The organism is Comamonas halotolerans (genome assembly GCF_030162935.1).
Lineage (GTDB): Bacteria > Pseudomonadota > Gammaproteobacteria > Burkholderiales > Burkholderiaceae_C > Comamonas > Comamonas halotolerans.
On the sequence record NZ_JASAUZ010000001.1, the window covers coordinates 482,438 to 495,050 of the forward strand.

The 12,613-nt window shown below is 59.1% G+C and carries 8 protein-coding genes and 3 tRNA genes; 9 read left to right on the forward strand and 2 right to left on the reverse strand.

Translation table 11 applies throughout. The annotated features are described in order from the left end of the window. Window positions 1-58: 58 nt before the first annotated feature. Complete coding sequence (gene sbcD, locus QEP11_RS02235; RefSeq protein WP_284334945.1) at window positions 59-1,294, forward strand: exonuclease subunit SbcD; 1,236 nt, start codon at window positions 59-61, stop codon at window positions 1,292-1,294. Further along, complete coding sequence (locus QEP11_RS02240; RefSeq protein WP_284334946.1) at window positions 1,291-4,740, forward strand: AAA family ATPase; 3,450 nt, start codon at window positions 1,291-1,293, stop codon at window positions 4,738-4,740. Before sbcD ends, QEP11_RS02240 begins: the two co-directional genes overlap by 4 nt. On the opposite strand, the gene QEP11_RS02245 is transcribed toward QEP11_RS02240, so the two are convergent. Next, window positions 4,737-5,819: a J domain-containing protein gene (locus tag QEP11_RS02245; protein WP_284334947.1), complete on the reverse strand. Its 1,083-nt coding sequence runs from the start codon at window positions 5,817-5,819 to the stop codon at window positions 4,737-4,739. The two genes, QEP11_RS02240 and QEP11_RS02245, sit on opposite strands and share 4 nt — an antisense overlap. Before the next feature lie 103 nt (window positions 5,820-5,922). Here QEP11_RS02245 and QEP11_RS02250 point away from each other — a divergent pair, with 103 nt between their 5' ends. The 7 genes from QEP11_RS02250 (at window position 5,923) to QEP11_RS02280 (ending at window position 10,371) form a co-directional block, all read left to right on the forward strand. Next, window positions 5,923-7,707: an NAD(P)/FAD-dependent oxidoreductase gene (locus QEP11_RS02250; protein ID WP_284334948.1), complete on the forward strand. Its 1,785-nt coding sequence runs from the start codon at window positions 5,923-5,925 to the stop codon at window positions 7,705-7,707. Window positions 7,708-7,727: 20 nt separating this feature from the next. Further along, a complete protein-coding gene (locus tag QEP11_RS02255) occupies window positions 7,728-8,279 on the forward strand; it encodes a VUT family protein (protein ID WP_284334949.1) in 552 nt (183 codons plus the stop codon). Between the two features lie 111 nt (window positions 8,280-8,390). Beyond that, a complete protein-coding gene (locus QEP11_RS02260) occupies window positions 8,391-8,822 on the forward strand; it encodes a hypothetical protein (protein ID WP_284334950.1) in 432 nt (143 codons plus the stop codon). Between the two features lie 179 nt (window positions 8,823-9,001). Then, a complete protein-coding gene (locus QEP11_RS02265; protein ID WP_284335198.1) occupies window positions 9,002-9,931 on the forward strand; it encodes an NAD(P)-dependent oxidoreductase in 930 nt (309 codons plus the stop codon). 117 nt (window positions 9,932-10,048) lie between these two features. Then, window positions 10,049-10,124 (forward strand) — tRNA-Lys (locus tag QEP11_RS02270). Window positions 10,125-10,178: 54 nt separating this feature from the next. Continuing rightward, a tRNA-Lys gene (locus tag QEP11_RS02275) sits at window positions 10,179-10,254 on the forward strand. Window positions 10,255-10,295: 41 nt separating this feature from the next. Next, a tRNA-Lys gene (locus tag QEP11_RS02280) sits at window positions 10,296-10,371 on the forward strand. Between the two features lie 188 nt (window positions 10,372-10,559). On the opposite strand, the gene QEP11_RS02285 is transcribed toward QEP11_RS02280, so the two are convergent. Beyond that, on the reverse strand, window positions 10,560-12,554 hold the full coding sequence (locus QEP11_RS02285) for a DEAD/DEAH box helicase (RefSeq protein WP_284334951.1): 1,995 nt from the start codon (window positions 12,552-12,554) through the stop codon (window positions 10,560-10,562). Window positions 12,555-12,613: the final 59 nt, after the last annotated feature.

The window sequence follows — 12,613 nt, forward strand, 5'->3', positions numbered from 1 at the left end:
CAGCCTTGAGTGACTAAGATGCCTGTTTGGCTTTGTCTGCAGCCCCAACCGTTTCCGTATGCGTATCCTCCACACCTCCGACTGGCACCTGGGCCAGAACTTCATGAACCACAGCCGCGAGCGAGAGCATGCAGCCTTGATCGACTGGTTGCTGGAGCAGGTGCAAGCCCATGCGGTGGATGCGGTGCTGATTGCCGGGGACATTTTTGATACGGGCACTCCGCCCAGTTATGCCCGTACGCTGTACTATCGCCTGATTGCCGAGCTGCACCGCCTGGATGTGGCCTTGCTGCTGCTGGGCGGCAACCACGACTCCGTCAGCGTGCTCAGCGAAAGCCTGCCGCTGATGCACCACCTCAACACGACAGTGATTGCAGCCACTGGCCCAGCTGCCCAGCATGTGCTCACCCTGCATCCGCGCGGCCATACAGTGCCAGGCTGCATTGTTTGTGCACTGCCGTTTATTCGGCCACGCGATGTGCTCTCCAGTCAGGCAGGCCAAAGTGCTGAAGACAAGCAGCGCAGCCTGCAAACAGCCATCCAGGGGACATATGCTCAGGTATTCGCTGCCGCCCAAATCCAGCAAGCTGCGCTTCACGCACAGCATGGAGTGCATGTCCCAATCATCGCAACCGGGCACCTGACCACAGTCGGCGCCAGCAGCAATGAGTCGGTACGTGAAATCTATGTTGGCACGCTGGAAGCCTTCCCGACCTCCGCCTTTCCGCCAGCAGACTACATTGCCCTGGGGCACATCCACAAGCCGCAAAAAGTCGGCGGACTGGAACACATCCGCTACTGCGGCTCCCCCATTGCCCTGGGATTTGATGAAGCCAGGCAAACCAAGGAAGTTTTGCTGGTCGAGCTGAACGCGCAAGGTCTGCAATCCGTCACTGCACTGCCAACCCCGGTATGCCAGACACTGGCTACGGTAGCGGGCAATCTCGCCAGTCTGCCCACCAGTCTGGCTGCCGTGGCAGAACGTGGCTCTGCAGAACACCCTGTATGGCTGGAAGTGACTGTGCAGGAAGATGATTACCTGCCGGACTTGGCGCCCCGCATTGAAGCCATGGTGCAAAGCCTGCCGCTGCTGGTGCTGCGCGTCAAACGACAACGTGGCAACGCCACGCCGCAACTTTTCACCGATGCAGGCGAGGCGCTGGACGAGCTCACGCCCCACGAGGTGTTTTTGCGCCGGCTGGCGCAAGAAACATTGGCACCTGATGTCGAAGCCGCACTGCAAAGCCGCTATCAGGCAGTGCTCTCGCATCTTCGCACTGGAGATGCGGCATGAAGATTCTGAGCCTGCGCCTGAAAAACCTCAACGCACTCAAAGGCGAGTGGTCAATCGATTTCCGGCAAGCACCCTTTTCCGAAAGCGGGCTATTTGCCATTACCGGGCCTACGGGAGCGGGCAAATCCACGCTGCTGGATGCCATCTGTCTGGCGCTGTACCACCAGACACCCCGCCTGAGCAGCGTTGGGGGCTGCAACAACGATTTGATGACGCGCCACACCGCCGACTGCCTGGCCGAGGTGGAGTTTGAGGTGCAAGGCACCACCTATCGCGCTTTCTGGAGCCAGCGCCGTGCACGCGACAAGATCGACGGTGCTTTGCAGTCCCCCAAGGTGGAGTTGGCACGCATTGATGCCAACACAGGGATGGGAGATATTCTCACCACGCACAGTGGAGAGAAGATCAAACGCATCGCAGCCATCACGGGTCTGGACTTTGGCCGTTTCACCAAATCCATGCTTCTGGCTCAAGGCGGCTTTGCTGCTTTTCTGAACGCCAGTGCCAACGACCGCGCCGAGCTACTGGAGGAACTGACGGGCACCGAGGTGTATGGCCAGATCTCACAAGCTGTTTTTGAACGTGCCCGAGAAGTGCGCCAGGCCTTGGAAAAGCAACTGGCGCAAGCGGATGGGATGCAGTTGCTGGATGCGGACACACGCACCCAACTGGAAACACGCGCCCAGGAACTGCAAAATGCGCTGCACGCTCTGCAGCAGCAGCAAAGCCAGCTTCAAAACATTCACCACTGGCAGACTCTGGTCACTCGGACTACAGAAGAAGTCACCCAGGCACAGACCGCAGAACAGCTTGCGCAACAAGCATTGCACGATGCCAGTACAGAGCTGCAGCGCCTGAAAGCCCATGGCCCAGCCCAAGACATCGCACCACTGCATGCAGCCTGGAAAGGGCTTGAGCAACAACTGGCGCTATCCACGACACAATTGCAGCAGCTGCACACTGCACTGCAGCACGACCAACGCCTGCAATGGCAACTGTACCAACAGGCGCAGCAACTCAGCGCGCGCAACCAGGAAGCGGCGCAAGAGCAACTGCAAGCGGCCATCGACAAGCAAACCCTGCTTAAGGACTGGCTGCACACCCACGCCCAGCACGCAGAACTTGGCGAAGCCCTGAGCGGCTGGCGCGAGCAATTTCAGCAACGCCAGTACTTGCAAGCACAGCGCCACGCCACCGAGCAACAAGTACTGCAACTGCAACGCAAAACGCAGTTGCTACAGCAACAGCTGCAGCAACAGTCGCAGGCCCTGCAAGCTGCACAGACACAGGTGCAGGCTGCCATGCAACAGCAACAAGCAGCCGCACATGCCCAGCAACAGCGACTGGATGCGCATGGAGGCACCCTGCAGCAGTTGCGCTCCCAATGGCAAGCTGCGCAGCAGGCTCTGCTTCAATGGCAGCAGCTGCAGGAACATGCGATGCGACGTGCACCGCTGCAAGTGCAGCAGCAACGCAATGCACAGGCCTTGCAAGCTTGCAACATCCAGCTTGCCCAGTATCAGGCACAGCTTGCCCAGCTGCGAGCCCAGTACAAAACACTCCAGGAAAGGGTCTCCGACAAGCAAACCTTGCTGACGCAGGAACAACGCATTCAAAGCCTGCAAGCACACCGCCACGCCCTGCAGCCCGGAGAAGCCTGCCCACTGTGCGGTTCTCATGAACATCCAGCCATCAGTGCCTACGCCGCCCTGGACCTTTCCAGCACGCAGCATGCCCTGCAGCACGCCGTACAAGAGCGCGATGCGGTGCAGCGCCAGGGTGAGGCAACCAACGCGGCACTGTCTGCCGCACAAGCCGAGCAACGCGCGCTGCAAAACCAGGCAGCCACCATGACTGAGGAGATCGCACAATGGCAGCTACGCTGGGATGCCCTGCTGGAAGCTGCCTCACACCCTGTTGCGCCTAATGCATGGCAGCAACCCGACGAATTGGCAGCCGCCCGGCAGCAATTCGAGCTGCAGTGGCAGACGTTGCAACAAATGCTGCACCATGCCGAAGACGGCGAGCAAGTGCTGCAAGCCAGCCAGGCAACCTACCAAGCAGCTTTGCTTAAGCACCAACAGGCTGAGCATGCGCACGCCAGCAGTCAGCAAGCGCTGCAAGAGTTGGCGGAGCAAGAACAACAAACCCACACCGCCATGCAGTCTGTGCAACAGCAGGCTCAGGCGTTACAAGAGAGCTTGCTAAACAGTCTGCAAGCCTTGGGCTATGTTCTGCCTGCACAGGCCGACAGCGCAGCCTGGCTGCAAAGCCGCCAGCAAGACTGGCAGCAGTGGCGGCAGCAACAGCAGTCCTTGCAGACCATTGAGCAACAGATCGCACCGCTGCAAGGCCAATGTGCGCAAGCGCTGCAAACTGCCGAACATTGGCAGCAGCGTAGCCAGTCGCTGCCGGTGCCACCCGATACGGCAGCATCGGCCAGCGCACCAAGCTGTCACGACCTGAGCCACTGCATCACCCGGATTGACACATGCGCCCATCAGTTGGCGCGCCTGCAAGGCCAAATGGTGCAAGCCCAAACCGCGTTGTCACAGCAGCAGCAGGCCGTGCAAGCTGCACTGCAAAGGTGGCAGCAAGCACTGGTCAGCAGCCCCTTCCACGATGAACAGCACTACAGCGCAGCCTTGCTGACTGACGCCGAACATGCGCGTCTGCAAGCGCTGCACGATGACTTGCACAGCCAGGCCCAACGCGCCAGCACTGTGCTCACCGATGCCCGCCAGCGGCTGGAATCACTGCAGACGCAAACCTTGAGCGACGCTCCTGCAGAGTCTGTGGCAGCAGACATTGCACAAATCGAAGCCATGCGCGCACAACACGCCGAGCAACTGGGCGCACATCGTGCGCGGCTGCACGATGATGCCCGGCACCGTGAAGCCCATCAAACATTGCTGCAACACATCGAACAAGCCAAGATGGACAGCGATATGTGGCAACGTCTCGACGGCCTGATCGGTTCAGCCCGAGGCGACAAGTTCCGCAAGTTCGCGCAGGGACTGACGTTGGACCATCTGCTGCATCTGGCCAACCAGCATCTGGCACGCCTGCATGGGCGCTACATGCTGCAGCGCAAAACCAGCGGTGAGCTGGAAATGGACATTGTGGACAGTTGGCAGGGCGACGTGCGTCGCGACACCCGCACGCTGTCTGGAGGAGAGTCTTTCCTGGTCAGCCTCGCGCTGGCGCTGGCGCTGTCAGACCTGGTGAGCCATAAAACCTCGATCGATTCACTGTTCCTGGACGAGGGATTTGGCACGCTGGACGGCGACACCCTGGAGACCGCACTGGCGGCTCTGGACACCCTGAATGCCAGCGGCAAGATGATCGGCATCATCAGTCATGTGGAAACCCTGAAAGAACGTATTCCAGTGCAGATCCACGTGGACAAGGTAGGCGGTGTGGGCCACTCCACCCTGAGTTTTTAACGCTGCGCACGCAGCCAGTCCACCAGGGACTCTGGCTGGTGCAACAGATGCAAGGTGGCTTGCTGCAACAGCGTCACTTGCTGCTGCAGGCCTTGCGCATACTGCCGCAGCAAACCGGGCATTTTGTGTGGGGCATGTCGCTGTCGAGGGTTCAGCCCGAGCATCTCTGCCAAGGTCGCCTCGCTGTCTCGTGCAGCTTGCTGCAGTTGCTGCAACTGCTCGGCCAGCACTTGGTTGTAGCGCAGCAGATGGACATCTTGCAGCTGTGCCAGGCGGCTGGCATCCAGTTGCTCAACCTCCCACTGCAACTCCAGCAAAGCCAGCAAGTCATCAGCTTCGTAGGCTTTGTTGACACGCTGCATCAGTGCAGTTTTACGTGCGTGCTCCTGCGCATCCTGCTCACGGTCAGGGTGCAAGCTGCTGGCCAGCTTGCGATAGACCGCCCGCACCGACGGCTTGGCCGCTTGCGCCGCTGCCTGCGCCTTACGCTGTGCCTGCCGGCTTCGGCGCTGCTTTTGGTGGGCCGCACGCGCCTGGCTTGCCTGGGCTTGTGCCGCCTGGGTCTGCGCTTCAACATAGGCGGCAACGGCTTCAGGATCGTCCCAGTCCACAACATCAGCCACCGTGGCACTGTCGGGCAGCGTGTGGTGCGTGCCTGGCGCCTGTGCATCCTGCGCCTGCATCTCGGGTGCATAGCGTGCATGCAGTTCTGCCAGCACCGTGCGCACAGTCCCTTCAGGTGCTTGCTCCGCTCCACTTTCACTCAGTTGCACGATCACAGACTCAAGTGTTTGTCGATCCAGCTTGTTCAGACGCTGGTGGGACATCTGATCGAGTTGCTGTGCCAATGCCACCTGCGCAGTCCACAGTTGAATCCACAAGGGGCGCACCTGCTGCGCGTAACGCGTGTGCACGGTCTGCGTCGCCTCCTGCCAGGAATGCCACTGTTTGCGCGCTGCCTCCAATTGCGTCAGCAAACGATTGAAAGCTTGCTGTGCCTCGCTCAAAGGCTGTTGCCCGGAACTGGGCTGGATGTGCAGCAACTGAGTGGAAAGTACGGGCGCAAAAAAGGAAGCCATGGCAGCAGATTGTGGTGCAAGCGCCCTACCAGCGCAGCAAACAAGGCCAAACACTTGGCGCTACGATCAAGGCCTTCTGTTTTTGCTTGATCACTACAAGCCCATGATTCGCCTCGCAGAACTCAAACTCCCGCTCTCGGCCCTGAAATACCATCCCGAGAACCACACCGAATACCACCCTGAAGCACAGCTGCGTACTCTGGCCGCAGAACGCCTGGGCATTCCCGCTGCAGCCATTGCTGATCTGGTCGTGCACAAACGCAGTTTTGATGCACGCCAGAAGGCCGAATTACTGGCTGTCTACATCGTTGACATCCGCTTGGCAGACGAAAGCCAGGAAGCCGCGCTGCTGGCCCGATTTGCCGACCACTCACACGTGAACCCCACGCCAGACATGACGTGGAAGCCGGTTGGTCACGCGCCTGCAGACCTCAGGCACCGCCCTGTGGTGGTGGGCTTTGGCCCTTGTGGCATGTTTGCAGCGCTGGTGCTGGCGCAAATGGGCTTCAAGCCCATCGTGCTGGAGCGCGGCAAGACCGTGCGCGAGCGCACCAAAGACACCTGGCGCCTGTGGCGCAAGCGTGAGCTGACGCCCGAATCGAATGTGCAGTTTGGCGAAGGCGGTGCAGGCACTTTCTCTGACGGCAAGCTCTACAGCCAGATCAAAGACCCGCGCCACCTGGGCCGCAAGGTACTGCAGGAGTTTGTCACCTACGGCGCCCCTCCAGAAATTCTGTATGCAGCCCACCCCCACATCGGCACGTTCAAACTGGTGAAGCTGGTGGAAGGCATTCGCGAAGAAATCTGCCGCTTGGGGGGGGAAATTCGCTTTGAGCAGCGCGTGACCGACATCTCGATCGAAGGCGAGGGAAATTCACGCAAGGTCACAGCGCTGCATGTACTCAACCAGAAGACTGGCGAGAGCTACATGCTGGAGACCGACCAGGTCGTCATGGCTCTGGGCCACAGTGCACGCGACACCTTCACCATGTTCTACGAACGTGGTGTGTACATGGAAGCCAAGCCTTTCTCCGTGGGTTTCCGCATCGAGCACCCACAAAGTGTGATCGACAAGGCCCGCTGGGGCAAGCACGCAGGCCACCCTCTGCTGGGTGCTGCCGACTACAAGCTGGTGCATCACGCCAAAAATGGCCGTGCTGTTTACAGCTTCTGCATGTGCCCTGGCGGCACTGTGGTGGCTGCCACCAGCGAGCCCGAGCGCGTAGTCACCAACGGCATGAGCCAGTACTCGCGTGCCGAGCGCAATGCGAATGCCGGCATGGTCTGCGCAATTGAGCCCAGCGACTACCCCCAAGACGTCAAGTCGTTTGCCTGGGCATTTGGAGGCAAGACTTACGGTGTGGAAAACCAGCCTGCAGGCCAGTGCCACCCGCTGTCTGGCGTGGTGTTCCAACGTCAGCTTGAATCCAAGGCCTTCCTGCTTGGGGGCCGCAGCTACAACGCCCCAGGCCAGCTGGTGGGTGATTTCGTGGCAGGCAAGGCATCAAGTGATGTTGGCAGCGTCCCCCCCTCTTACAAGCCAGGCATCACCTGGGGCAATCTGCACCATGCGCTGCCCGCATTTGCGATTGAGGCCATGCGTGAAGCCCTGCCCGCCTTTGGCAAGAAAATCAAGGGCTACGACATGCACGATGCTGTGCTGACCGGCGTGGAAACGCGCACTTCGTCTCCCGTGAAGATTGCACGCGGTGCTGACTTTCAAAGTGTGAACACACGCGGCCTGTACCCAGCCGGGGAAGGTGCCAGCTACGCCGGGGGCATTTTGTCGGCCGGTGTGGATGGCATCAAAGTGGGCGAAGCGCTGGCCTGCGCTGTACTCGGTGTGGAAGTACCATCCTCTGGCGTGCGTAACTCCGGCGCGTACTGAACCTGGCCTGTAGACCTGTGATGCGCTACCCCCACCCTACACAACAGCAACTGACTCTAGCCGTCTTGGCCATGGGCCTCGTGGTGCTGTCATCCAACATCCTGGTGCAATACGCCATCAACGACTGGTTGACCTGGGGAGCCATCACCTATCCCTTTGCTTTTTTGGTCACCGAACTGGTCAACCGCGCCTTTGGGCCAGCGCAAGCCCGGCGCGTCGCCTGGGTAGGCTTTGCAGTTGCAGTGGCCGCCTCTGCAGTGCTGGCTCCGGCTCGCATTGCAGCGGCTTCGGGCCTGGCCTTTTTGCTGTCTCAGATGCTGGACATTTCGGTATTTGACCGCTTGCGCCAAAGCCGCTGGTGGCGCGCCCCACTGATTGCCACCATGCTCGCTGCCGTGCTGGATACCTGTGTGTTCTGGGGCGTTGGCTTTGCAGGTGAAGACCTGCCATGGGTGACCTGGGCTCTGGGCGACCTCGGTGTCAAGCTGTGCATGGCAGTGTGTCTGCTGCTGCCCTTCCGATTGCTGATTGGCCAGCGCGTCACCACCAACGCCTTGCAGCAATCCAAATAAATACCCGACAGCGCTGCCATCAGCGGATGTGTGAATGACCATCTTTCTGTGACAAAAAGATACCTGTGCAATGAGCGCCTCGCCCGGCCCGACCCCAGACAATGCAGTCGCATGAATGATCCTGCACCGACCTCTTCCACAGACGATGGCCATCTCGCACACATCGCCCAAGTTCAGGCTGATCTGAATGCGTTGCATGCGCAAATTCAGCGCCTGCAGCAAGACCATGCAGCCTTTCAGAAAGCCATGCGCAAGGCTCCCAAAGCCCATGCCATAGCGCTGGCAATGGCGACACTATGTACAGCAACCGCCTGGTGGCTGGAAGGCTCCGCCTGGCTGCGCTACTATTTGCTGCCGCTGTGTGCGCTGCTGGTCATTGGCTATGCCATAGCTTCGCGTTGGCTGGAAGCTTGGATGCGCAAAAAGATTGGGCAATTGAGCATATTTGCAGCACAGGCTCAGGAACAGCTTGTGCAAGCCCAAAACGCGCCATCTGCCAACGAACCTGCAGGCTCCACGGTCACGCATTCAAGCCAGGGTTGATGCTTTAAACCCGCGGAGCAGCTAAACGCGCTCCCGTGATTGGGTCTTATCCAGACCACGATGATTAACATTTAGTGGCAGACATTGCCCAGCTTGCAAGCCATTTGCAAGCCTGTGCGCTAAAAAACCACCATCATCCCTGTCTACAACAATCTGTGCGCATCCGCTATGGTGCAGCACTGTCTGAAAACAACTGGAGACAACCGTTGACCGCCTCATTCAACCCGCGTTTGCGCATTGCAATCTTGGGCTGCGGCCTCATGGGCCAGCCCATGGCGCGCCGCCTGCTTGCTGCCGGCCATGAAGTCCATGCATGGAACCGGACACGCAGCAAAGCCGAGCCCCTGGCCGCAGAAGGAGCCTTGGTGCATGACTCCCCTCGGCAGGCTTGCAGCAGCGCTGACTTTGTCATCAGCATGCTTGAAAATGGCAAAGTCGTTGGAGAGGTGCTGTTTGGCGCGGGACAAGATGGTGCCATCCACGGCATGCGTGAGGGCAGCCTGGTGATTGATATGGCTTCTATTCAGCCGCGCGAAGCGCGTGATCATGCGGCCCGCCTGTCCGAGCGCGGGATGCGGCATCTGGATGCGCCCGTCTCTGGAGGAACCGTGGGCGCAGAGGCCGGTACCCTGGCCATCATGGTTGGCGGAAAGCCGGAAGACTTCGAAGCCGCTTTGCCAGTTTTTGCAGCCCTGGGCCGGGCCACGCATGTGGGGCCACACGGAGCGGGTCAACTGGCAAAACTGGCCAACCAGATGATAGTTGGCATCAGCATTGGCGCAGTGGCTGAAGCCTTGCTTCTCTGTGCCAAAGGGGGCGCTGATCCTGCCAAGGTGCGCGAAGCCATCACGGGCGGATTTGCAGACAGCCGCATCCTGCAACTACACGGCCAGCGCATGGTTGAACGCGATTTCGCCGCACGCGGAAAGATGACCGTGCAGCTCAAGGACATGCGCAACGCCTTGGCCACCGCGCAGGAGATTGGATTTGATGCCCCCATTACCGCTTTGTTTGAACAGCTCTATGCCGATGGCGTGGCACATGGACTGGGTGAGCTGGACCACAGCGGCCTGTTCGTGGAGCTAGCCAGCCGCAACGCCATGCAGTAAAAGTGCATCCAGCAAAATCCTTGCACGCCACACAGGAAAATGCGCGTACTTTCCCGTAGAGTGAAAAAAATTGGTGCATAATTGCGGCTTCGCTTAATTGCAAGGCGATAACAAAGTGGGCTCTTAGCTCAGCTGGTAGAGCAGCGGACTCTTAATCCGTTGGTCGAGTGTTCGAATCACTCAGGGCCCACCACTTTTTTGCCAATTTGAAACTTCAAACAAATTGGCACTTCGGTTGAACTCCGAAGGGCTCTTAGCTCAGCTGGTAGAGCAGCGGACTCTTAATCCGTTGGTCGAGTGTTCGAATCACTCAGGGCCCACCAAATTTCAGACGCTGCGTAGCGCAGCATCTCCTTCAGTTGAAGGGCTCTTAGCTCAGCTGGTAGAGCAGCGGACTCTTAATCCGTTGGTCGAGTGTTCGAATCACTCAGGGCCCACCAAACAAAAAACCCATCTTGGCATCCAAGATGGGTTTTTTGTTTGCAGCAACCAGACTGTCATCTACATTGCAAAAAGCGCTCACCAACTGCTGACTCCGGATCAGGGACTAAGCAGGCATAAAAAAACCGGCCAAAGGCCGGTTTTTTTAAACGCAAAGGCATCCGTGAGAGCAGCCTTATGCCATGAATCAACGATCGCGCGAGAAACTCTTGCGGCGTTCACCGCCAAAGCTGCCACGGTCGCCACGCTCTTCACGGCCACCAAATGACTTGCCTTCACGACGAGGTGCACCACCGAAACCACTACGATCTTCAAAGCGAGGACGATCACCCGCAAACGCAGGCTTGCGATCGCCAAAACCACCTTCACGGCGCTGACCACCAAAGCCGCCGCGATCACCACGGTCTTCAAAACGTGGACGATCACCACCGAATGCAGGCTTGCGATCGCCAAAACCACCTTCACGGCGCTGACCACCAAAGCCACCGCGATCGCCACCACGGTCTTCAAAACGTGGTCGATCACCGCCAAAACCACGCTGATCGCGGTCACCACCAAAGCGGGGACGCTCACCACCAAAGCCACCACGGTCACCGCCAAAGCTGCGTTCGCGATCGCCACCAAAGCCACCTTCACGACGACCACCGCCAAAACCGCCACGGTCACCAAAACCTTGCTTGCGGCCATAGCCATCTCCATCGCGACGACCACCGAAGCCACCTCGACCACCGCCACCGCGGCGACCATCGCGCTCACCAGCGGATGGGAAGCGCTGCTGAGGCTCCAGGCCAGGAATCACTTCAGCCTTGAATTGCTGACGCGTGTAGCCTTCGATGTCAAACACACGACGACGGTCACGGAACTCCGCAAAAGTCACAGCCACACCTTCACGACCCGCACGGCCTGTACGGCCAATACGGTGGGTGTAGTCTTCTGCCTTCATGGGCAGACCATAGTTGAATACGTGCGTGATGGTGGGCACGTCAATACCACGGGCTGCCACGTCGGTGGCCACCAGCACTTGAATCTGCCCATTGCGCAGCGCCATCAGACGACGGTTACGCAAACCTTGGCTCAAAGCACCGTGCAGCGCAGCGGCGGAGAAACCAGCTTCTTGCAGGTCGGTCGCCAGACCATCGCACTCCACCTGGGTGGAAGCAAACACGATGGCCTGGTTGATGGATTCATCACGCAGCCAGTGATCCAGCATCTTGCGCTTGTGTTGAGCATTGTCAGCCCAGAACAACACCTGCTTGATGTTGGTGTGCTTCTCCTGCGCCGTGGAGATGGTCACCTTCTTCACGTTGGCGCCATTGTCATGCATCACACGCATGGCCAACTGCTGCACGCGAGGGGCAAACGTGGCTGAGAACATCATGGTCTGCTTGCGTTCAGCAGTCATTTGATTGACTTCTGCCAGATCATCGGCAAAACCCAGATCCAACATGCGGTCAGCCTCATCCACCACCAGGAACTGAACCTTGTCCAGCTTGATTTGAAGCGAGCGCTGCAGGTCCAGCAAACGGCCAGGGGTTGCCACTACCAGATTGGCATTTTGCAGCTTGGCAATTTGCACCTGGTAAGGCATGCCGCCCACCACATTGGCTACGCGCAGGCCACGGCAGTGCTTGACCAGCTCAATGGCGTCATGCGCCACTTGTTGCGCCAGTTCACGTGTTGGGCACAGTACCAAAGCACCGGGCACGGCAGCCTTGAAATTGCGTGGATTGGTAGGGTCCTTGCGCTTGTTGCGCTTGGGGGCCGGCTCACCACGGGCAGCAGCTTCCGCAACTTGGCGGTCATATTCAGCCTTGGCTGCAGCGTCTTCTTCAGCACGTTGCTGGATCAGGGTATTGAGCACAGGCAGCAGGAAAGCTGCGGTTTTGCCCGAGCCCGTCTGGCTGGAAACCATCAGGTCGATGTAACCATCGGCATCGGCACCTTCACCCATGGCCAATGGAATGGCTTGGGATTGAACAGGTGTGGGGTTGGTATAACCCAGGTCAGACACCGCACGCACCAGCTCGGGTGCCAAGCCCAGTGCTTCAAAAGGATTGGGGCCTTGAGGCTCTTCAACCACGGCGTCGGCCGCGTCCATATCGGCCAGCATGGTGTCCAAAGTTGCGTCCAAAGCAACGTCTGCAGCGGCCACTTGGCCCTGCTCATTCAGAATGTAGTTCATGTAGTTCTCACGCGGAAAGCTGCACCATGCCCAGCGGCTGTGCTGCTTTCATGACGGTT

Excerpts from the sequence above, each read along its gene's own strand:
- sbcD (WP_284334945.1), top strand. The coding sequence starts at position 59 with ATGCGTATCCTCCACACCTCCGACTGGCACCTGGGCCAGAACTTCATG.
- QEP11_RS02240 (WP_284334946.1), top strand. The coding sequence starts at position 1,291 with ATGAAGATTCTGAGCCTGCGCCTGAAAAACCTCAACGCACTCAAAGGC.
- QEP11_RS02245 (WP_284334947.1), bottom strand. The coding sequence starts at position 5,819 with ATGGCTTCCTTTTTTGCGCCCGTACTTTCCACTCAGTTGCTGCACATC.
- QEP11_RS02250 (WP_284334948.1), top strand. The coding sequence starts at position 5,923 with ATGATTCGCCTCGCAGAACTCAAACTCCCGCTCTCGGCCCTGAAATAC.
- QEP11_RS02255 (WP_284334949.1), top strand. The coding sequence starts at position 7,728 with ATGCGCTACCCCCACCCTACACAACAGCAACTGACTCTAGCCGTCTTG.
- QEP11_RS02260 (WP_284334950.1), top strand. The coding sequence starts at position 8,391 with ATGAATGATCCTGCACCGACCTCTTCCACAGACGATGGCCATCTCGCA.
- QEP11_RS02285 (WP_284334951.1), bottom strand. The coding sequence starts at position 12,554 with ATGAACTACATTCTGAATGAGCAGGGCCAAGTGGCCGCTGCAGACGTT.